Below are 20,660 nucleotides of genomic sequence, written 5' to 3' on the forward strand. Positions count from 1 at the left end.
TGGCGTTCGGGCACCGTCGAGAGTGCGCTCGCCGGGCCGAACCCAAAGATGTCGCGAAAGCCACTTTCACAACCTTCAACGTCGCGAAAGTGGCTTTCGCAACGTTGATGAGCGGCGGGGGCGGTGGCTCGTCAGGCGGGCTGACAGGTCGGGCACCAGAAGAGGTTCCGCGCCGCCAGATCGCTCCGCAGCACCGCCGTCCCGCACACGAGACAAGGCATCCCCTCGCGCCGGTAGACGTACACCTCGCCCCCGTGCCGATCCTGCCGCGGCGCGCGGCCCGTGACCTCGGGCAGATGCTCCGGCGCGACCGTGTCGATCCGTCCCACCCGGACACCGTGCCGCATCAGCGTCACGAGATCCGCCCACATGTCTTCCCACAGCCCGCGATCGAGCGCGCGGCCGGGGACGAGCGGGGCGACACCGTGCCGGAACAACACTTCGGCGCGATACACGTTGCCGACGCCCGCCAGCACCGACTGGTCCATCAGCAATGCCGCGATCGACGTCTTCGACCGCGAGATCCGCTCCCACGCCTTGTCCGGCTTCGCGTCACGGCGCAGCGGATCCGGCCCCAGCCGCGCCTTGATCGCGTCGACCTGGGGCCCGTCCAGGAGTTCGCACTGGTTCGGGCCGCGCAGGTCGGCCGAATGTGTCAGGCCGATCAGCCGCATCCGCACCTGCCCCACCGGTTCCAGCGCGGGCAGCGGCACGTCGGAGAACGTGCCGTAGAGGCCGAGGTGGACGTGCACCGTCCCGTGTGGACCGTAGTCGTGGAACAGGTGCTTCCCGTACGCCTCGGCCTTCACCAGCACCCGGCCGTCCAAACGGGACGCTTCGGTGGCGAACCGTCCTTGCGGGCTGCTCACCCCGACCGGGCGACCGGCGAAACGGCGTTTGTGCAGACGTGCCAAGCGATGGAGCGTGTGCCCCTCGGGCATGTCAGTGCTCGGGCAGCGGCGGCGGCCAGCCGGTGTTCTCGTAGTCCAGGATCTGCTGGACGCGGCGGCCGTGGCGCTCGTCCGGGCTCGGCGGGGTCGCGAGGAACGCCTCGACGATCTCCGTGGCCTCTTCGGTGGTGTGCATCCGCGCGCCGACGCCGATCAGCTGGGCGTGGTTGTGCTCGCGGGTGAGCTTCGCGGTCTCGACGCTCCACGCGAGGCCGGCGCGAGCGCCCTTCACCTTGTTGGCCGCGATCTGCTCGCCGTTGCCGGAGCCGCCGACGACGATGCCGAGGCTGCCCTCGTCCGCGACGACGCGGCGGGCCGCCTCGATGCAGAAAGCGGGGTAGTCGTCGGCCGCGTCGTAGACGAAGGGACCGACGTCCTCGACGTCGTGGCCCTGCTCCTTGAGGTGGGCCACGAGGTGGTTCTTCAGTTCGAAACCGGCATGGTCAGAGCCAAGGTAAACACGCACAGCGCGGAGTCTGCCATCACGTTCCGGGGCGAGCATGCTGTGGGGGTGGACATCGGACTCGAATGGGGAAGCGAGGGTGTCACCGCCCTGGGCGCGGACTGTGCCGTTCTCGTCATCGTCGACGTGCTTTCCTTCTGCACCACAACGGATCTCGTGCTCGGCAACGGCGGCCGCGTGCTGCCGGTCCGCTGGCGCGATCAGCGCGGCGAAGAGACCGCGAAGGCGCGAGGCGCCATCCTCGCGGGTGAAAAACACTGGTCCTTGCGACCTTCGTCTGTGACGGAAATCCCTTCCGGCACGCTCCTGGCGCTCCCCTCACCCAACGGCGCCACGCTGTGCGACGCCGCCGCCACGACCGGTGCCGTCGTGCTGGCGGGATGCCTGCGCAACGCGACCGCCGTCGCCGCCCGCGCGGCGGAGCTGGCGAACGGGCGCCCGATCGGCGTCATCCCGGCAGGCGAACGCTGGGGCATCGACATCCACCCCGAAGCCACGACGTTCGGGCCGCTGAGGCCATGCGTCGAGGACCAGCTCGGCGCGGGTGCGATCGTCGCGGCGCTGGACGGCTACGGCCGCCTGTCCGCCGAAGCCCGTCTCGCCGCCGCCGCGGCAAAAGCGATCGACATCGCCGAAGCACTGACAGAGTGTTCTTCAGGACGCGAGCTCGCCGCGGCCGGGCACGCGAACGACGTGACACTCGCCGCGATGCGAGACACGAGCGGCACGGTTCCGGTGCTGCGCAACGGAATTCTGGAGGATTCGTGACTTGGCTCGAACTCGCGGACGGCGTGTACGCCCGCCGTTACGAGGAGCTGGACCTGACCGTCGGCCTCGTCGTGGGCAGTGAGCGCTGCCTGGTCGTCGACGTCCGCGGCGACGTCGACCAGGGCGCCGAGCTGGCCGCGGCGGTACGGGAGATCACGCCGCTGCCGTGGTCGGTCGTCTACACCCACGCGCATTTCGATCACGCCTTCGGCACGACGGCGTTCCTGCCGTGCGACGTCTGGGCGCACGAAGGGTGCTTGACCGAGCTGACCACCTACGGCGAGGGCGCGCGGCATAAGTGGATCCAGCACTATCTCGGCGAGAATCGCCCGGAGATGGCGGAGGCGCTGGAGCGCACCGAGATCACCCTGCCGGACAAGCCGGTCACCGAGAGCGCCGAAATCGACCTCGGCGGCCGCACCGCCGTGCTGCGGTTCCTCGGCCGGGCGCACACCGATCACGACCTGTTCGTACACGTGCCCGACGCGGGAGTCGTCTACGCGGGCGACGCCGTCGAGAACGCCGAAGCGGGCTTCAGCGCGTTCTCGTTCAACGACGGCAGTTTCCTGGCCGAGTGGCCCAGCGTGATGGACGCGATCCTCGCGCTGGAGCCGAAGATCATCGTGGCCGGGCACGGGGACCCCGTCGACACCGCGTTCATCGAGAAGCACCGCGACGGGTTACGTGAACTCGTCGCGCTCAAAACCGGGATCGCGGCGAGGGACCTCACGACGGACGAAGCCGTCGCGAGGTCCCCCTACCCCGGCGATGTCACCAAGGCCGCCCTGGAAACGCCTTAGTCGAAGTTCAGCTCACCGGACCGGGTGCGCTTCAGCTCGAAGAAGTCCGGGTAGCTCGCCAGCGCGCGGGCGCCGTCGAAGACCTTGACGGCGTCCTCGCCACGCGGGATCGAGCTGAGCACCGGGCCGAAGAAGGCGACGCCGTCGATGTGGATGGTCGGGGTGCCGACGTCCATTCCGACCGGATTCATACCTTCGTAGTGACTCTTTTTCAGCGCTTCGTCGTACTCGGCCGACTCCGCGGCCTCGGCCAGTTCGGCCGGGGCGCCGATGGCTTCGAGGGTCTCCTTGATGACCTTCGGGATGTCCTTGTCGCCCTGGTTGTGGTGGCGCGTGCCGAACTCCGTGTAGAAGTCGCGCAGCGCCTCCTCGCCGTTCTTCTGGGCGAGCGCGGTGGCGACGCGGACGGGGCCCCAGCCGCGGTCCAGGAGCTCCTTGTACTGCTCAGGCAGGTCCTCACGGCCGCTGTTGAGCTCGGACAGGCTCATGATCCGGAACCTCAGGTCGAGGTCGCGGTGCTTCTCCACTTCGAGGATCCAGCGCGAGCTGATCCAGGCGAAGGGGCAGATCGGATCGAAGTAGAAGTCGACCTTGGTCTTCTCGGACGGGGCGGTCATCAGGTTCTCCCAGTGCCATCGTCTTGGGTGGGCCGGTACGCACACAGGGTGCTACACAGCGAGCCAACATCGCGGCCGTCGGCGTTGTTCCCGTCGTCAGCACGGGCCCCGACATGATTGGATGCCTGTAGTTGGAAACCAAAACCGATACCGATGACCAGAGGTGCCAGTGCCCGCCCCCAACCTGACCCGAGACCAAGCCAAGCTGCGCGCGGAGCTGCTCGACGTCGAGTCCTACGACATCGAGCTGGATCTGACCGACGGCCGCGGCGGTCCCGGTGAGAAGACCTTCACGTCGAAGACGACGATCAAGTTCGCCAGCGCCAGAAGCGGCGAGACGTCGTGGGTCGACATCGTCGCCGAGGGGATCGAGTCGGCCGTCCTCAACGGGACGGAACTCGACGTCAGCGGGTACGTCGAGGACAAGGGCGTCGAGCTGCCCGCGCTCGCCGGGTCGAACGAGCTCGTCGTGGACGCGGTCTGCCGGTACATGAACACCGGCGAGGGCCTGCACCGGTTCGTCGACCCGGTCGACGATGGCGTCTACCTCTACACGCAGTTCGAGACCGCGGACGCGAAGCGTATGTTCGCCTGCTTCGACCAGCCCGACCTCAAGTCGGTGTACCGGCTCACCGTGATCGCGCCGAAGGACTGGAAGGTCATTTCGAACGCGCTGGTCGAGTCGGCCGAGGAGACCCCGGAAGGGGCCGTCCGCACCGTGTTCAAGGTGTCCGAGCGGATCTCGACCTACCTGGTCGCGCTGATCGCGGGCCCGTACAGCGAGTGGCGCGACGAATTCACCGACGAGCACCGCACCATCCCGCTGGGCATCTACTGCCGCGCCTCGCTCGCCGAGCATATGGACGCGGACAAGCTGTTCACCGAGACCAAGCAGGGTTTCGCCTTCTACCACGAGAAGTTCGCCACCCCGTACCCGTTCTCCAAGTACGACCAGCTGTTCGTGCCGGAGTTCAACGCGGGAGCGATGGAGAACGCCGGCGCGGTCACGTTCCTGGAGGACTACGTCTTCCGCAGCCGCGTCACCCGCTACGCCTACGAGCGCCGCGCCGAGACGCTGCTGCACGAGATGGCGCACATGTGGTTCGGCGACCTGGTCACCATGCGCTGGTGGGACGACCTGTGGCTGAACGAGTCGTTCGCGACCTTCGCGAGCGTGCTGGCACAGGCCGAGGCGACCGAGTACAAGAACGCGTGGACCAGCTTCGCGAACATCGAGAAGTCGTGGGCGTACCGGCAGGACCAGCTGCCCTCGACGCATCCGATCGCCGCGGACATCGTCGACCTGCACGCGGTCGAGGTGAACTTCGACGGCATCACCTACGCCAAGGGCGCGAGCGTGCTCAAGCAGCTCGTCGCCTACGTCGGGGTCGAGTACTTCCTCGAAGGCCTCAAGGTCTACTTCGGCAAGCACGCCTGGGGCAACGCGACCCTGGCGGACCTGCTGGGCGCGCTGGAAGAGGCCTCGGGCCGCGACCTGTCGTGGTGGAGCGCGCAGTGGCTGGAGACCACCGGTCTCAACTCGCTGAGCCCGCGCTACGAGGTCGGCGCCGACGGCACGTACACCTCGTTCGCCGTCACCCAGACCGGCGCCAAGCCGGGTGCCGGTGAGCTGCGCACGCACCGGGTCGCGGTCGGCGTCTACGACGAGGACGAGGACGGCAAGATCGTCCGCAAGCACCGCGTCGAACTCGACGTCGACGGTGAGCGCACCGAGGTGCCGGGGCTGATCGGTCTCCCGGCGGGCAAGCTCGTGCTGGTCAACGACGACGACCTGACCTACTGCACGATGCGGCTCGACCCGGCGTCGCTGACCACGCTGATCGACCGCATCGCCGACATCACCGAACCGCTGCCCCGCACGCTGTGCTGGTCGGCGGCGTGGGAGATGACGCGCGAGGCCGAGCTCAAGGCACGCGACTTCGTCACCCTGGTGCAGCGCGGCGTGCACACCGAGACCGAGGTCGGCGTGGTGCAGCGGCTGCTGCTGCAGGCGCAGACGGCGCTGAACTCGTACGCGAGCCCGGCGTGGGCGGCGGACAAGGGCTGGCCGGAGTTCTCCTCGCGGCTGCTGGAGCTGGCGCAGGGCGCCGAGGCAGGCTCGGACCACCAGCTGGCGTTCGTGAACTCGCTCGCCGGCTGCGTGCTCGACGACAAGACGCTGGCGATCATCGCGGGCTGGCTCGACGGCACGGCGCCGCTGGAGGGCCTGACCGTCGACACCGACCTGCGCTGGCGCCTGCTGCACGCGCTGGTCGCGCACGGCAAGGCGGAGAATCCCGAGATCGACGCGGAACTCACCAAGGACGACACGGCGGCCGGACGGCGTCAGGCCGAGCGCTCGCGGGCGCTGCGGCCGACCGAGGAGGCGAAGGCCGACGCGTGGCAGCGGGCGGTGTACGACGACGAGCTGCCCAACGCGGTCAGCGACTCGCTCATCACCGGCTTCTCCCACCCGGGTCAGAAGCACCTGCTCGGCGGCTACGTGAAGCGCTACTTCGAGGTCATCGACGAGGTGTGGCAGCGGCGCTCGAGCGAGCGGGCGCAGCCGACCGTCGTCGGGCTGTACCCGTCGTGGGCCGTCGAGCCGTCGACGGTGGAGGCCTCGGACGAGTGGCTGGCCGGGGAGCACCCGGCGGCGCTGCGCCGTCTCGTGTCGGAGGGCCGGGCCGGGATCGTGCGGGCGCTGGCCGCCCGTGAGTTCGACTCGCAGGCCGGGGTCTAGTCCCGTAACGCTATGAAAGGTCCTTTCCTTGCAAAATTTGCAAGGAAAGGACCTTTCATAGCACTTGAGAGCGTCAGTGCTGCGGAGCGCCCGCCTGGTCGCTCAGCATGCGGAGGGCGTTCACGAGCCCACCGATGAGGTCGCCTTCCTTGAAGGAAGCGACCATGCTGGCCACGGCGAGCTTCGCGCCGCGGTCAGGCAGGCGGTACCGGGCCTGCGAGCCCGTCACGATCTCGATGACGCGCTGACCGGGCGAAACGGCGACGATCACGCCGTCGGCCGGGTTGTCGGTCGAGCTCAGCAGGCCTTCGGCGGTGACGCGGGTGTCCTCGCCGAGGTCGCCGAGGTACACGCTGAAGTCCAGGCCGGTCTCGCGGCTGGCCAGGGTCAGCGCCTCGTCCAGCCGGGCAAGCTGCTGGGTCGTGAATGGGCTGTTCGGACCAGCCGGTTCGTACATCTTGGCGGCGGAAATCCGGCCGCTCGAAGTAACGGCGGCGCCGTAACCGGGCTCTTCGTCAACAGCGGTGGACGAATGGGTCAGTTCACCAGTTGCCACGAGCGCCTCCCGTCACCGAAGTTCCGTCCGCCGCACCGACGGCGGTCGCGCCGCCCGCGTGCGAATGCCTGGCGCCGACTCCGTCGGGGTTGGCGCTCCACCACATGGCCGGGTACTCCCACGGCTGCCCCGGCCGGTACCGGGCGACGCCCGCGCCCTTCGACCGCAGCGTGGCCACCCCGCAAAGCGCGTAGATGACCAAGGGGATCACCGCGAAGACCAGGATCGTCTCGACAAGGTTCACGCGCGTGAGCGTATCCGATGGCGCGCGACCGCACCCGCTCGCACGGCACCTACCGCTCGTCGTCCGGAGGGGGCCGTCCGCCGCTTGCCGCGAAAGCGCTCCCACGTTGGGGCGAAGCCCGCAAGGCCGAAAGGTTGCAACTCAACGTACGGGCGGCCGCACCCGGCGCTGTCGCCTTGTCGCCGCCTTGAAATCCTCGTAGCTTTTTCACCTGTACGGGCCTTGCGCCCAGCTCCCCCACCCCAGCAGGTAACGCACCGGTCGCAGGAGGACATGTCATGCAGAGCACCCAGACACCCGGCCAGGCGATCACCGACGACATTTCGTCACTCTTCGAAATTGAATTCGTCCCCGGTACGCGTGTGACGGCGGGCACACGGGTTACGCGCGGTACTCGTGTCACTCGCGGTACGCGGGTCACCGCCGGCACCCGCGTCACCCGCGGAACGCGCGTCACCCGAGGCACCCGGGTCACCGCCGGCACCCGTGTCACCCGTGGAACCCGCGTCACGCGCGGCACCCGCGTGACCGCCGGAACGCGCGTCACCTGCGGCACGCGTGTCACTCGCGGCACCCGTGTCACCCGTGGCACCCGCGTCACCTGCCAGAGCGACTTCTCGCTCGCCGCCTGAGCTCGAGCACGACCGGCTAAGTAGGGGACGGCGTACTCGTAACGAGCTCCACCACGGCATCATCGGCCCGCCCCGGCCGCCGAAAGGCAGCCGGGGCGCCGACGTGTTCACGATTTGATCAGGCCGCGGTTCCCAGGTACGGCCGCCACAACGGGTCGGCCTCCTTCGAATGCGCGAGCAGCCGCCAGTGCGGCCCGTGTGGGGCCCTCGGCACGACGCGCAGGCGCCAGCCGATCTCGGAAAGCAGCTTGTCCGCCTTCCGGTGGTTGCACTTGGCGCAACAGGCCACGCAGTTCGTCCAGCTGTGGGGGCCACCGCGACTGCGCGGGACGACATGGTCGATCGTCTCGGCCCGCCCTCCGCAGTAGGCGCAGCGGTACCGATCGCGGTGCATCAGCCCGGCCCGGGTCAGCGGCACCTGCGCGCGGTAGGGCACGCGCACGTAGGTGCTCAGCCGGATCACCGAAGGCACGGGCAACGAGACCGTGGCGGCGTGCAGTTCGAGCCCCGCCGGGTCGCCGTGCACCACCTCGGCCTTGCCGCACATCACGAGGACCACCGCCCGCCGCAACGGCAGCGCCGTGAGCGGTTCGAACGTGGCGTTCAACAGCAATACCCGTCTGCGGCCCCACGAATTCGTGGTGGGTGCCGCCGTGGTCGACGGGTCCCGCCCTCTACGCTGTCCGGGCGGGCGGGCAACACCCCCTGGCCGCGTTCCCGGCCCGCCCGGTGGAGCCCCGTGCGAGGGGGCACCTCCCGGATGGGCGCGCAACACGACCTCCGGCGCCTGTCCGGCCAAGGCTTGGCTCGGGACGCCGAGGGGGATGGGTTGTCGGTCTGGCACTCGACCACCTCCACCGGTGCAGGCATAGTCGACCACAGATCAGCCCCAAAGTGCACGTGTGTTACTGGACGTGTCACATGCACGCGACCCGGCGGCCACATGATGTTGGCCGATTCGCATCCGCCGGGGACGAGCGGCGTGACCGGTCCCCGCCGAGTACGAAAGGACATTTCCTCTCCGTGAACCTGCTGCCCACCGAACCCCCGGCCTGCACCCGCGAGGCCGGCAGCCTGTGCTACCAGGTGTTCCAGGTCACAAAGAACGAATGGCTCTCCGCGTCGGCGGGCTGGCTGCTGACGAAGCCGCTGAGGATCCTGATGATCGTCGCCGTGGCGTTCCTGCTGCGGTATCTGGTGCGACGCCTGATCAACCGCGTGACGCGGATGCCGAACGGTGGTTCCTCGAAGTTGCCCGCCCTGTTGAGACCGCTGCGGGAGAAGGCTCCCGAGGTGCTCGGGTCGGCGGTGATGGAACGGCGCCGTCAGCGCGCCGCCACCATCGGCTCGGTGCTCAAGTCGATGGCGACGTTCCTGATCTACGGCCTCGCGTTCATCCTGGTGCTCGGCGAACTGGGCATCGACCTGGCGCCGATCATCGCTTCGGCGGGCATCGTCGGCGTGGCGCTCGGATTCGGCGCGCAGAACCTGGTCAAGGACTTCCTGTCCGGCATGTTCATGATGATCGAGGACCAGTACGGCGTCGGTGACGTCGTCGACGTCGGCGAGGCGTCCGGCACCGTCGAGGCCGTCGGCCTCCGGATCACCACCTTGCGTGACATCAACGGCACCGTCTGGTACGTCCGCAACGGCGAGGTGCTGCGGGTCGGCAACTCGAGCCAGGGCTTCGCGGTGGCCGTCGTCGACGTCCCGCTCAGCTACTCGGCCGACGTCGAGAAGGCCACCGAGCTGATGGCCGACAAGGCGAAGACGCTCCTGGAGAGCGAAGGGCTCGCACCGAACGTGCTGGAGCCGCCGGAGATGCTCGGCGTGGAGACCGTCACCCCCGAGAGCATCAAGCTCCGCCTGACGGTGAAGGTCCGGCCCGGCAAGCAGTGGGCCGTGCAGCGCGCGCTGCGTGCGCATCTGCTCGCCGCGCTCGACGAAGCCGGCTTCGAGCCGCCACTGGGGCGCTTTATGTCGTCCGGCCCCGCGGCCCAGTAGGACAAGGGCAGAATGGAGCTGTGTCCGTGACCGAACCTGACCCCACCACCCTGTACGAAGCGATCGGCGGTGAACCGGTCTTCACCCGGATCGTCGCGCGGTTCTACGCCGAAGTGGCGGTCGACGAGGTGCTTCGCCCGCTGTACCCCGAGGAGGACCTCGGCCCGGCCGAGGAGCGTTTCCGGCTGTTCCTCATGCAGTACTGGGGCGGCCCGCACACCTACTCGGACCAGCGCGGCCACCCGCGGCTGCGGATGCGGCACGCTCCGTTCAAGATCGGCCCGATCGAACGCGACGCCTGGCTGCGCTGCATCAAGATCGCGGTCGACGAGGAGAACATCGAGGAGCCGTACCGCTCGCAGCTGTGGGCGTACCTGGAGATGGCCGCCAACAGCATGATGAACAGCTTCGTGTGATGGAACGCGACGTGGCTTGGTGGGCCAAAGCGGTCTTCTACCAGGTTTACGTACGCTCGTTCGCCGATTCGGACGGGGACGGCGTCGGTGACCTCGAAGGCATCCGCGGCAAGCTCGGGTATCTGGAGCTGCTCGGAGTCGACGCGCTGTGGCTGACACCGTTCTACCGCTCCCCCATGGCCGACCACGGGTACGACATCGCCGACCCGCGCGACGTCGACCCGATGTTCGGCACCCTCGGCGATTTCGACGTCCTGCTGACCGAGGCGCACAAACGCGGGATCAAGGTCACCGTCGACGTCGTCCCCAACCACACCAGCAACACCCACGCCTGGTTCAAATCGGCGATGGCGGCGCCGCCGGGCAGCCCGGAACGGGATCGCTACATCTTCCGTGACGGGCTCGGCCCACGCGGCGACCAGCCGCCGAACAACTGGGTCAGCGCGTTCGGCGGCCCGGCGTGGACGCGGGTCCCGGACGGCCAGTGGTACCTGCATCTGTTCTCGCCCCAGCAACCGGATCTGAACTGGACCAACCACGAAGTCGCCGCCGATCTGGAGCGGACCCTGCGGTTCTGGCTGGACCACGGCGTGGACGGCTTCCGCGTCGACGTCGCGCACGGCATGGCGAAACCGCCTGGCCTGCCGGATATGGACCCTCGGGTGAACGCGCTCGGGCCGAGCGAGTTCTACGATCCGCGGTTCGACAACGACCGCGTCCACGAGATCCACCAGATGATCCGCAAGGTGCTCGACGAGTACCCGGGCACCATGGCCGTCGGCGAGATCTGGGTGACCGACGAAGAACGTCTCGCGCGCTACCTGCGGCCCGACGAACTGCACCTGGCATTCAACTTCCGGCTCGTGCTCACGCATTTCGACGCGGACGCGCTGCGGACGGCCATCGAGCGGTCGCTGGCGGTGCCGAAGTCCGCCGGAGCGCCCGCCACCTGGACGTTGGGCAACCATGACGTCTGGCGGCAGGTCAGCCGCTACGGCGACGGTGAACGCGGCGTCCGGCGCGCGCGGGCGATGGCGCTCGTCGAGCTCGCGCTGCCAGGGGCGGTCTACCTGTACAACGGCGAAGAACTGGGGCTCGGCAACGTCGACCTCCCGCCGGAAGCACTCGCGGACCCGCGCGCCAAGACCTCCGGCGCCGAGTTCGGCCGAGACGCGTCACGGGTGCCGCTGCCGTGGGAAGGTGACCTGCCGCCGTTCGGGTTCTCGCGCAATCCGCGCACGTGGCTGCCGATGCCCGCTTCGTGGGCATCAGTGACCGTGGAGGCACAGCTGGAGGATCCGGCGTCGACGCTGTCGCTGTACCGGCGGGCGATCGAGATCCGCAAGTCGCACAAGGCCTTCAGCGGCGACGACCTCGAATGGTACGGCGCGCCAGCGGGGTGTTTCGCGTTCCGGCGGCGCGGCGGCGGGCTGGTGTGCGCGCTGAACACGTCGGCGAGCCCGATCGCGCTGCCGCCGGGCGAGGTGCTGCTGTCGAGCGTCCCGCTGGTGAACGGGAAACTGCCGCCGGACGCGGCCGCCTGGCTCGTCTGAGCGCTCTCACGAACGCAATGAAAGGTCCTTTCCTTGCAAATTTTGCAAGGAAAGGACCTTTCATCTCACGCTAGTGGATCACTTGTTGAAGCCCGGGTGCAGCTTGTACTGCGTCTGGGCGTTGAACTCGTTCTGCCGGACGAGCTTCGCCGGGAAGGTCCGCCGGTCGTTGAGGTCCAGGACGTCCAGGCCCTTCACGATGTCGGACGAGTAGATGTGGCCGTTGTACCAGTACGCCGACCACGTCCCGCCGCCGACGAGCTTCTCGTTCGAGAGCGGGCCACGCTCCCAGAACGCGATCTCCTTCGGGTTCTTCGCGTCGGTGAAGTCCCACACCGAGATGCCGCCCTGGTACCAGGACTGGACCATGATGTCCTTGCCCGGCACCGGGATCAGCGAACCGTTGTGCGCCACGCAGTTCTCGGTCTCGGACTGCAGACGCGGGATCTTGTAGTAGCTGATGAACTCCAGCTTGCGGTCGTCGCCGCGGCCGGTGATCTGGTAGATGCCGTTGGCGCCGCGAGTGGGGCCGAACTTCTCCAGGCAGGTCGCCATCCCGCCGCCGCCGAGCTCGTCGGTGAAGACGACCTTGGTGGCGTCGTTGTTGAAGGTGGCGCTGTGCCAGAACGCGAAGTTCACGTTGTCCTGCACGCGGTTGATGACCCGCGGCTTGATCGGGTCGGAGATGTCGATCAGGACACCGTCGCCCATGCAGGCACCGGCCATCAGATCCTTCTCCGGCAGCGCCGTCAGGTCGTGGCAGCCGGTGGTCTCCGACCGGCGGGTGCCGTCGGGGTTCGGACCGCCGGGGTTGCCGCCGCCGTCGGCGGCCGGGAACATCACCGGCGTCGCGACGAGCGAAGCCTTCGCCGGGTCCTTCACGGGGACCTTGATGATCGACAGCTTGTCGTGCGGCGGCTGGCAGTCGGGCAGGTTGGCCGCCGGCGCGTACGACGAGACGTAGATGTAGACGTCCTTGCCGCGCTTGTCCGGCACCAGGGTGTTGGTGTGCGAACCGCAGTCCGTCTCGATCGCCGCGACGTACTTGGGCGCCGCGAGGTTCGAGATGTCGAAGATCTTGATGCCCTCCCACGACGTCTTGTCCGAGGCGGGCTTCGAGACACTGGTGCACGAGTTGTCGCTGCGCGACGAGTCGGTCGACAGGAAGAGCAGGTCACCGGAGACCGACACGTCGTTCTGCCCGCCGGGGCACAGGACCTGGCTGACGATCTTCGGGCGGTACGGGTTGCGGACGTCGAAGACGTTGAAACCGTCGTAGGTGCCGACGATCGCGTGGCCCTTGGTGAACGCGATGTCGGTGCCGGTCGAGTCCTTGGTGAACGGTCCCTGCTGCGGGACGTTCGCGATCGACCGGAGGTTGGGGCTGTGGACGATCTCGTCCACGCCGGGAATCGCGGTCGCCGACGGTTCGGCGATGACGGCCGGCGCGGCGAGCGCGCTGGAGGCCCCGAGGGCGGCGACTGCGGCCGCCGACACGAAGACCCTGGTCAAGCGGCGTTTCAGCCCAGGCTGCAGCACGATATGGCTCTCCTTCCACCCAGCTTTACGCGCACCTTATTCCTTATTTAGGCTCAACAGATACCGACCAACGGAGGAACTCCCAGGATGAGAAATAGTTTGACATCGGCACTGGTCGCCGCTGCTTTCGTAGTCTCGGGCTGCACGGGCGACGAAACCCCGGCGCAACCGGCCCAAAGTGCTCCGGTGATCGTGCCGGGAAAGCCCGGCGAGCAGGCGGGCACCGGCTCCCCCGCCCCCGTGAACCGCGATCAGCCGAACGAGGCCGACGTCGAGTACATGACGATGATGATCCCCCACCACCAGCAGGCGAAGGTGATGACCGAGCTGGTGCCGGGCAAGACCGCGAACGAGCAGATCCGGGCGATCGCCGGGCGGATCTCGGTCGCGCAGGACGGCGAGGTCACGATGATGAAGACCTGGCTGTCCGACCGCGGCAAGCCGGTGCCGGGCGAAGGACACGCGGGCCACGGCGGGCACGACCACGCGCTCATGCCGGGTATGGCGACCGAGGCCCAGCTCGCGGACCTGCGCGCGGCGAACGGGGTGGCGTTCGAAAAGCTGTTCCTCGACCTGATGATCGCGCACCACCAAGGCGCGCTGACCATGGCCGAAGCCCAGCTCGGCAAGGGTGTGGAGATCAAGGCGCAGGAGATGGCGCAGGAGGTCATCACCGGGCAGTCCGCCGAGATCGAGCGGATGAAGACCATGCGCGGAAAGCTCTGATCCCTCGCGGGTCAGGCGTCGCCGGAGGAGCCCATGTCGAACCCGGCGTCGTCGGAGTCGGCTGAGTCGTCGAGGGTGCCCGAGACGATCCAGGTCGCCAGCGCGGCGGCCTGGACGTAGGGCGCGGCCTTCGCCGCGGCCCGTCCGGCGGATTTGGCGCGGCCCCACTTCTCCGGACGTTCGGCGCGTTCCGGCGCCTCCTCACCCGGCGGGCGCTCGGTCCGCCACGGGGTCTCCTCCGGCCGGACTTCGGCGAGGAAATCCGCCGTCGGGTCTTCCCCGTCCTTGTCGCTCATGGAGACAGCCTGACACCGCGGGCGGCCTTAAGCCACCCGCGGCGCGAAGCGGTAAGAAAGCCGTCAGAACAGCAGCGGCAGGAGCGCGTGACGGCGTTTGAGGACCGCGCCGTACCGCGCGTCGATGCGCATCCACGAATCCGTCGCGGTCACCCGGACGACGTCGCCGTCGATCGACGAGTCCACGAAACCCATTCCCGACAGGGCGAACAGGCACCGCATCTGGACCTTGATCTCCTGCTCGTTGCCCGAAACGGTGAGCACCGTCTGGTCCATCAGCGAGGCGGGCGGGTTGCCGTGCGGGCCGACGTTGTCGCGGGCCAGTGTGACGCCCCGATCGGCCAGCTCCGAGATCACCGTCGCCGGCAGCTCGTCCACCAGCTGCCAGCGGCCGGGGGCGGGCAGCTCGGAATGCCACATCAGGTCGCGGGCCGGGCCCGGATCCATCCGCTCGCCGCCTGCCACGGTCAGCGCGGCGAGCAGCTCGTTCCCCGACACGGTGACGTCCGACGGCGTGATGTCGCCGGCGACCGCCCTGGTGGCGAGGACCTCGAACGGGGTCGTGGTCCACGCCTCGACGACGCCGTCACCGCGCTGCCGCAACCGCACCAGCGTGTTCTGGTCGAGCCGGACCGCCCTGGCCACGAACGCGCCGAGCGTTTCGCGGTCGCCCGCGTCCGGGATGACGAGTTCAGGCATCCGCGAACCCTTTCTCCAGGAAGGCACGTTCGTCCTCGGTCAGCCGCCGGGGCCGCTCCGACGCGGTGTCGAACGGCGCGAGCACCGTCTCGGCGGTGACCGCGACCTTGTCGGCCTCGGCCGGGCCGCCGTGCACCCGGTAACCGAGGGTGAAGCTGGCGTGCTTCAAGTCCTTCAACGAGATCTCCACCCGGATGTCCTGATCGGACACCACGATCGGCGAACGGTAATGGACGGCCAGCTTCACCACCACGATGCCCTTGGGCAGTTCGGTGAGCCCCGCGCGGACGGCGTCCCCGAACAGCAAGGGGATCCGTGCCTCTTCGAGCAGGGTCACCAGATTCGCGTGGTTGACGTGCCCGTAGACGTCCATATCCGACCAGCGTGGCCGGACGAGGGAAATGTACGCCACTACCTCACCGTGCTCCGGATCTGCCTCGCCGCCACCGACAGCGTCGCCAGGTCGAGCTTGCCGGACTTGCTGATCTCGTCCAGTGCGACGCGAGCCCGCTGCAACCGTGAGGCGTTCGTCTTCTCCCAGTGGGCGATCTTCTCGTCCGGGTCGGTTCCCGAATCGCTGTGCCGCAACGCGTCCAGCGTGATCGTCCGCAAGGAACCGTAGACGTCGTCCCGCAGCGCCAGCCGCGCGAGCGCGTGCCAGCGGTTGCCGCGTTCGAGACCACTGATCGACGTCAGCATCTTGTCGATGCCGAGGTGGTCGGAAAGCGCGTAGTACAGGCCCGCGGTCTCCGCCGGGGTGTGCACCGCGTCGATCCCCACCTGCTGCTCGGCCAGCTCCGCGACGTCGGTGACGTCGAGCAGGCCGTAGGTGTGCAGCAGCAGCGCCACCCGTCCGGCGAGTTCCGCCGGGACGCCCTTCTCGATCAGGCGCTCGGTGTTCGCGTCCACCGAAGCGCGCTCGACACCGCGAAGCAGGTCGTGCGCCCGCGGGGCCAGCTCGCCGACGACGCGGCCGAACCGGTTGATCTCGGCGAGCGGGGCCAGCGGCTGCGGCCGGTTGGTGAGGAACCAGCGGGCGGCCCGGTCGAGCAGCCTGCGGGTCTCCAGCATCATCTCGTCCGCGACCTCGGTCGGCACGACGTTGTCCAGCGCGTCGATCTGGGCCCACAGCGACGGGAGGTCGTACACGTGGGTGACCACGGCGTACGCGCGGACGGCGTCGGTCGCGGTCGCGTTCATCTCCTCCATCAGGCGGAAGACGTACGAGATCCCGGCGCCGTCGACGACCTCGTTGGCCACCATCGTCGTGATGATCTCGCGCTTCAGCGGGTGCTGGAAGATCGCGTCGCCGAAGCGCTCCCGAAGCGGCTTCGGGAAGTACTCGGGCAGACGACGCGAGAACACCTCGGAGTCCGGCAGCTCGCTCGCCAGCAGCTCGTCCTTCAGGTCGAGCTTGACGTGCGCGAGCAGCGTCGCCAGCTCCGGCGAGGTGAGGCCTTCGCCGGCCTTCTCCAGCGCGCGGAACTCCGCCGAGCTCGGCAGCGCTTCGAGCTTGCGGTCGAAAGCGCCCTTCGCGACCAGCGCCGCGACGAGCCGCTGGTGCACCGAGACCATCGGCCCGGCGTGCGCCCGGCTGACCCCGAGCACGGCGTTCTGCCGGTAGTTGTCGGCCAGCACCAGCTCACCGACCTCGTCGGTCATCTGCTCCAGCAGTTCGTTGCGCTGCTCGGCGTCCAGCGATCCGGTCGCGATCAGGTGATCCAGCAGGATCTTGATGTTGACCTCGTGGTCAGAGCAGTCGACGCCCGCCGAGTTGTCGAGCGCGTCGGTGTTGATCTTGCCGCCCGCGCGGGCGAACTCGATCCGGCCGAGCTGGGTCAGGCCCAGGTTGCCGCCCTCGCCGACGACCTTGACGCGGAGCTGCTTCCCGTTGACACGCAGGGCGTCGTTGGCCTTGTCGCCCGCGTCCGCGTGGGACTCGGTCTCGGCCTTGACGTAGGTGCCGATGCCGCCGTTCCACAACAGTTCGACGGGGGCCAGCAGGATCGCCTGCATCAGCTCGTTCGGCGCCAGCGCGGTGACGTCCTCCGCGAGCCCGAGCGCCTCGCGGACCTGCGGGCTGATCGGGATCGTCTTCGCGGCCCGCGAGTAGATCCCGCCGCCCTCGCTGATCAGCGAGCGGTCGTAGTCCTCCCACGACGACCGCGGCAGGTCGAACAGCCTGCGCCGCTCGGCGAACGACGTCGCCGAATCGGGGTTCGGGTCGAGGAAGATGTGCATGTGGTTGAAGGCGGCCACCAGCCGGATGTGCTCCGAGAGCAGCATGCCGTTGCCGAAGACGTCGCCCATCATGTCGCCGATGCCGACGACGGTGAAGTCCTCGGTCTGGGTGTCCTTGCCCAGCTCGCGGAAGTTGCGTTTGACGCTCTCCCAAGCACCCTTCGCGGTGATGCCCATGGCCTTGTGGTCGTAGCCGACCGAGCCACCGGACGCGAAGGCGTCGCCGAGCCAGAACCCGTAGTTCGCCGAGACCTCGTTCGCGATGTCGGAGAACTTCGCGGTCCCCTTGTCCGCCGCGACCACGAGGTAGCTGTCATCGCCGTCGTGGCGGACCACCCGCGGCGCCGGGACGGTCTTGCCCTCGACGCGGTTGTCGGTCACGTCCAGCAGGCCGGAGATGAACATCCGGTAGCAGGCGATGCCCTCGTTCAGCTGGGCGTCGCGGTCCAGACCCGGGTCACCGGTGGCCGTCGGCGGGCGCTTCACGACGAAGCCGCCCTTCGCGCCGACCGGCACGATGACCGCGTTCTTGACCGCCTGCGCCTTGACCAGGCCGAGGATCTCCGTGCGGAAGTCCTCCCGGCGGTCGGACCACCGCAGGCCACCTCGCGCGACGTCGCCGAAGCGCAGGTGCACACCCTCGATCCGCGGCGAGTACACGAAGATCTCGTACTTCGGCCGCGGCTCGGGCAGTTCGGGCACGGCGCTCGGGTCGAGCTTGAGCGCCAGGTACGGGCGGGAGTTCCCGTCCTCGTCGGTGACGTGGTAGTTCGTGCGCAGCGTGGCGAGGATGACCGACATCAGCTGTCGCAGGATCCGGTCCTCGTCGAGGCTCGTCACCTCGTCGACCAGCTTGCCGATCTCGGTGGTGAGCTGCTCGGCCTGCGACGCGCGGGCCTCGTCGCCGAGCGCGAGGTCGAAGCGGGTCTCGAACAGCCGCACCAGCGCGGTGGCGATGTCGGTGTGCGCGAGGACGGTGTTCTCGATGTACTCCTGCGAGAACGGGATCTTCGTCTGGCGCAGGTACCGCGAATAGGCCCGCAGGATGGCCGCCTGGCGCCAGGTGAGGCCGGCGCGCAGGACGAGGCCGTTGAAGCCGTCGACCTCGCAGTCGCCGCGCCAGGCGGCGTGGAAGGCGTCCTGGAAGCGGGTGCGGAGGTCGCTGTCCGCGTGATCGAGGACCTGCGGGTCGATCCGCAGGCCGAAGTCGTAGATCCACGACCGGCCGCCGTCCTCGCGGCGCAGTTCGTAGGGCCGCTCGTCGACGACCTCGACACCCATCCGCTGCAGGACCGGGAGCACCTGGGAGAGGGTGACGCCCTCACCACGCAGGTACAGCTTGAAGCGCCGCTCCCCCGCCTCCGCGTCGGCGGGCAGGTAGAACGACATCGACAGGTCGCCCTCATCGGTCAGTGACTCCAGGGCACGGAGGTCGGCGAGCGCCTCGAGCGCGGTGAAGTCCTCCTTGTAGCCCTCGGGGAACACCGCGGCGAACCGCTGTCCCTGCTCACCGGCGGACTCTTCGCCCATCAGGCCGATCGCGGCGCCGCCGTCCCCGGCGCGGCCGCGGCGTTCGGCGAGGATCGCCTCGACCATCCGGTCGTCCCAGCTGCGCACGGCTTCGTTGAGCCGTTCCTGGATGCGGAGGGTGTCCGGTTCGGACCGCTGCGTCGGATCGGTGTGCACGATGAAGTGCACCTGCGCGAGTACGGTCTCGCCGATACGCGCGCTGTACTCCAGTTGCGTGCCTTCGAGTTCTTCGAGCAGGACCTCCTGCATCGCGAGCCGCGAACGGGTCGTGTAGCGGTCACGCGGGAGGTACACGAGGCACGAGTAGAAACGGCCGTACGGGTCACGGCGCAGGAACAGGCGCAGCCGTCTGCGATCCGAAAGCGTGATCGCGCCCGTCGTCGTCGAGTAGAGGGAATCGGTGTCGGCCGAGAACAGGTCCGCGCGCGGCCAGTTCTGCAGCACTTCGAGCATCCGCTGGCCGGAGAAGGACTCCATCGGGAAGCCCGCGCGGTGGATGACCTCGCGGACCCGGTTGCAGACCACCGGGATGTCCAGCACGTTCTCGTGCAGGGCGGTGGTGGTGAACATGCCGAGGAACCGGTGCTCGCCGGTGACGTTCCCCTTGTCGTCGAACGTTTTCACGCCGACGTAGTACGGATACACCGGGCGGTGCACCGTGGACGGCGCGCTCGCCTGGGTCAGCACCAGCAGCGTCGGCGCGAGCGCGGACGCCGCCGTGTCCGGACCGGCGGTGAGGCTGCGCGCGGCCAGGCTGTCCTGGCGCAGCACGCCAAGGCCGGTCGCGAGCACCGCGCGCAGGGCGGGCTCGTCGCTGTCCGGGTGCGGGTTGTCGACCAGCTCGTAGCGGCGGTAACCGAGGAAGGTGAAGTGGCCGTCGGCGAGCCAGCGCAGCAGCCGGGCGCCCTCCGCGACCTCGTGCGCCGGCAGCCGCGGCGGGTTGCCGTCCAGCTCGTCGGCGAGACGGCGCGCCGTCTCCGCCATCCTGTCGGTGTCTTCGACGACCTCGCGCACGTCACCCAGCACCGACGACAGCCGGTTGTCCAGCTCACGGGCGCGGTTCGGGTCCGTCACCAGGTCGATCTCGATGTACATCCACGACTCGGCCGCCGAATTCGACGGCGGCTCCGCCGGGTCGGCGTCCGGGTGGACCTCCAGCAGCTCACCGGTCAGATCCCGGCTCACCACGACGATCGGGTGCACGATGCGCTGCACCTGCACCCCGTCCCGCGCGAACTCGGCCGCGACGGAATCCACCAGGTACGGCATGTCGTCCGTGACGACCTGCACGACGGTGGCCTCGCGCGTCCAGCCGTCTTCGGGGCCCGTCGGGTTCAGCAGCCGCACCGCGGGACGGCCGGGCATCCGGTCCTTCGCGAGCTGCAGATGCGAGCGGACGGCGCCGACCAGGTCGACCGGGTCGTCACCGAGAATCTCTTCAGCGGGGATGTGCCGGTAGTACAAGCGGATCAAGTCGCCGATCTCCGGGGCGTATGCCGCGGCGGCGTCGATCAGGTCGTCCCGGATCTGCTCCGGGTTCGCCGACCGGCGCCGGGCGCCATCCTCGGTGCCGACATCTTTTCCGGGCGGGGACGAGACTCCCGTCGAGCTCATTGAGGCAACTCTCCACTGTAGCGAGATTGACACCGCGACCGGCACGACTCTGTACCGGCCCAGACCCAACCTACAGCTCCGGACAGTCGGCTCCACAAGGCCGGGTCCTTCCCGGCCGTCGAAGATTTCCCTGCTCAGATACCGGAATCGCCGTGATCGGTTCAGCTACTCGCGGGTCACATCGGCGGTCTGTCCGGGCCCTGCCGCGACCCGCCGCACCGGGGTGACCAGCACCCATTGCCGCGCGGTGCCGCTTCGGGCGACCTCAG

General features: G+C 68.7%; 19 protein-coding genes. 8 read left to right on the plus strand and 11 right to left on the minus strand.

The window, feature by feature from the left end:
• Positions 1 to 131: 131 nt before the first annotated feature.
• Together ACFVM3_RS19545 and ACFVM3_RS19550 are read right to left on the minus strand one after the other, a co-directional pair.
• Positions 132 to 941, minus strand: a complete 810-nt coding sequence (locus ACFVM3_RS19545) for an Fpg/Nei family DNA glycosylase (protein ID WP_378440434.1) — start codon at positions 939 to 941, stop codon at positions 132 to 134.
• A gap of 1 nt (position 942) precedes the next feature.
• A complete protein-coding gene (locus ACFVM3_RS19550; protein WP_007034718.1) occupies positions 943 to 1,416 on the minus strand; it encodes a ribose-5-phosphate isomerase in 474 nt (157 codons plus the stop codon).
• A 45-nt stretch (positions 1,417 to 1,461) separates the two neighbouring features.
• On the opposite strand from ACFVM3_RS19550, the gene ACFVM3_RS19555 reads away from it, so the two are divergent.
• Together ACFVM3_RS19555 and ACFVM3_RS19560 are read left to right on the plus strand one after the other, a co-directional pair.
• Complete coding sequence (locus ACFVM3_RS19555; protein WP_378440436.1) at positions 1,462 to 2,181, plus strand: 2-phosphosulfolactate phosphatase; 720 nt, start codon at positions 1,462 to 1,464, stop codon at positions 2,179 to 2,181.
• Entirely contained in the window at positions 2,178 to 2,981 is an 804-nt protein-coding gene (locus ACFVM3_RS19560) for an MBL fold metallo-hydrolase (RefSeq protein ID WP_378440438.1), read from the plus strand. The genes ACFVM3_RS19555 and ACFVM3_RS19560 overlap by 4 nt, the downstream gene beginning before the upstream one ends.
• On the opposite strand, the gene ACFVM3_RS19565 is transcribed toward ACFVM3_RS19560, so the two are convergent.
• Positions 2,978 to 3,598: a DSBA oxidoreductase gene (locus ACFVM3_RS19565; RefSeq protein ID WP_034313904.1), complete on the minus strand. Its 621-nt coding sequence runs from the start codon at positions 3,596 to 3,598 to the stop codon at positions 2,978 to 2,980. The genes ACFVM3_RS19560 and ACFVM3_RS19565 overlap by 4 nt on opposite strands.
• Positions 3,599 to 3,767: 169 nt before the next feature.
• Between ACFVM3_RS19565 and pepN the strand changes: the two genes are divergently transcribed.
• Positions 3,768 to 6,341: an aminopeptidase N gene (gene pepN / locus ACFVM3_RS19570; protein ID WP_378440440.1), complete on the plus strand. Its 2,574-nt coding sequence runs from the start codon at positions 3,768 to 3,770 to the stop codon at positions 6,339 to 6,341.
• Positions 6,342 to 6,414: 73 nt separating this feature from the next.
• Here pepN and ACFVM3_RS19575 read toward each other — a convergent pair whose 3' ends face one another.
• On the minus strand, positions 6,415 to 6,897 hold the full coding sequence (locus ACFVM3_RS19575; RefSeq protein ID WP_125676383.1) for a DUF5130 family protein: 483 nt from the start codon (positions 6,895 to 6,897) through the stop codon (positions 6,415 to 6,417).
• Positions 6,884 to 7,141, minus strand: a complete 258-nt coding sequence (locus ACFVM3_RS19580) for a hypothetical protein (RefSeq protein ID WP_378440442.1) — start codon at positions 7,139 to 7,141, stop codon at positions 6,884 to 6,886. Before ACFVM3_RS19580 ends, ACFVM3_RS19575 begins: the two co-directional genes overlap by 14 nt.
• Positions 7,142 to 7,419: 278 nt before the next feature.
• On the opposite strand from ACFVM3_RS19580, the gene ACFVM3_RS19585 reads away from it, so the two are divergent.
• A complete protein-coding gene (locus ACFVM3_RS19585; protein WP_378440444.1) occupies positions 7,420 to 7,773 on the plus strand; it encodes a hypothetical protein in 354 nt (117 codons plus the stop codon).
• Positions 7,774 to 7,891: 118 nt separating this feature from the next.
• Here ACFVM3_RS19585 and ACFVM3_RS19590 read toward each other — a convergent pair whose 3' ends face one another.
• Positions 7,892 to 8,386 carry an HNH endonuclease gene (locus tag ACFVM3_RS19590; RefSeq protein WP_007034711.1) on the minus strand — a complete coding sequence of 165 codons (495 nt, stop codon included), beginning with the start codon at positions 8,384 to 8,386 and terminating at the stop codon, positions 7,892 to 7,894.
• Between the two features lie 410 nt (positions 8,387 to 8,796).
• Here ACFVM3_RS19590 and ACFVM3_RS19595 point away from each other — a divergent pair, with 410 nt between their 5' ends.
• The 3 genes from ACFVM3_RS19595 to ACFVM3_RS19605 are packed head-to-tail and all read left to right on the plus strand — an operon-like array spanning position 8,797 to position 11,746.
• Complete coding sequence (locus ACFVM3_RS19595; RefSeq protein WP_126729832.1) at positions 8,797 to 9,777, plus strand: mechanosensitive ion channel family protein; 981 nt, start codon at positions 8,797 to 8,799, stop codon at positions 9,775 to 9,777.
• 20 nt (positions 9,778 to 9,797) lie between these two features.
• The gene (locus ACFVM3_RS19600) at positions 9,798 to 10,193 is read left to right on the plus strand and encodes a globin (RefSeq protein ID WP_125676391.1); all 396 of its coding nucleotides are present in this window, start codon (positions 9,798 to 9,800) and stop codon (positions 10,191 to 10,193) included.
• Positions 10,193 to 11,746 (plus strand): glycoside hydrolase family 13 protein, encoded by a 1,554-nt coding sequence (locus ACFVM3_RS19605; protein ID WP_378440446.1) that lies wholly within the window; start codon positions 10,193 to 10,195, stop codon positions 11,744 to 11,746. Before ACFVM3_RS19600 ends, ACFVM3_RS19605 begins: the two co-directional genes overlap by 1 nt.
• 78 nt (positions 11,747 to 11,824) lie before the next feature.
• Here the strand turns inward: ACFVM3_RS19605 and ACFVM3_RS19610 are convergent, their stop codons facing one another.
• A complete protein-coding gene (locus ACFVM3_RS19610; protein WP_378440448.1) occupies positions 11,825 to 13,285 on the minus strand; it encodes an LVIVD repeat-containing protein in 1,461 nt (486 codons plus the stop codon).
• A gap of 87 nt (positions 13,286 to 13,372) precedes the next feature.
• Between ACFVM3_RS19610 and ACFVM3_RS19615 the strand changes: the two genes are divergently transcribed.
• The gene (locus ACFVM3_RS19615; RefSeq protein ID WP_378440450.1) at positions 13,373 to 14,011 is read left to right on the plus strand and encodes a DUF305 domain-containing protein; all 639 of its coding nucleotides are present in this window, start codon (positions 13,373 to 13,375) and stop codon (positions 14,009 to 14,011) included.
• 11 nt (positions 14,012 to 14,022) lie between these two features.
• Here ACFVM3_RS19615 and ACFVM3_RS19620 read toward each other — a convergent pair whose 3' ends face one another.
• From ACFVM3_RS19620 to ACFVM3_RS19635, 4 genes are all read right to left on the minus strand, one after another.
• Positions 14,023 to 14,307, minus strand: a complete 285-nt coding sequence (locus tag ACFVM3_RS19620; protein ID WP_378440452.1) for a hypothetical protein — start codon at positions 14,305 to 14,307, stop codon at positions 14,023 to 14,025.
• A gap of 63 nt (positions 14,308 to 14,370) precedes the next feature.
• Entirely contained in the window at positions 14,371 to 15,006 is a 636-nt protein-coding gene (locus ACFVM3_RS19625) for a hypothetical protein (RefSeq protein WP_257488398.1), read from the minus strand.
• Positions 14,999 to 15,418, minus strand: a complete 420-nt coding sequence (locus tag ACFVM3_RS19630) for an acyl-CoA thioesterase (RefSeq protein WP_378440455.1) — start codon at positions 15,416 to 15,418, stop codon at positions 14,999 to 15,001. The genes ACFVM3_RS19625 and ACFVM3_RS19630 overlap by 8 nt, the downstream gene beginning before the upstream one ends.
• Entirely contained in the window at positions 15,418 to 20,391 is a 4,974-nt protein-coding gene (locus tag ACFVM3_RS19635) for an NAD-glutamate dehydrogenase (RefSeq protein WP_378440457.1), read from the minus strand. Before ACFVM3_RS19635 ends, ACFVM3_RS19630 begins: the two co-directional genes overlap by 1 nt.
• Positions 20,392 to 20,660 lie beyond the last annotated feature (269 nt).

This window comes from Amycolatopsis sp. NPDC057786, from assembly GCF_042797905.1.
Classification (GTDB): Bacteria; Actinomycetota; Actinomycetes; order Mycobacteriales; family Pseudonocardiaceae; genus Amycolatopsis.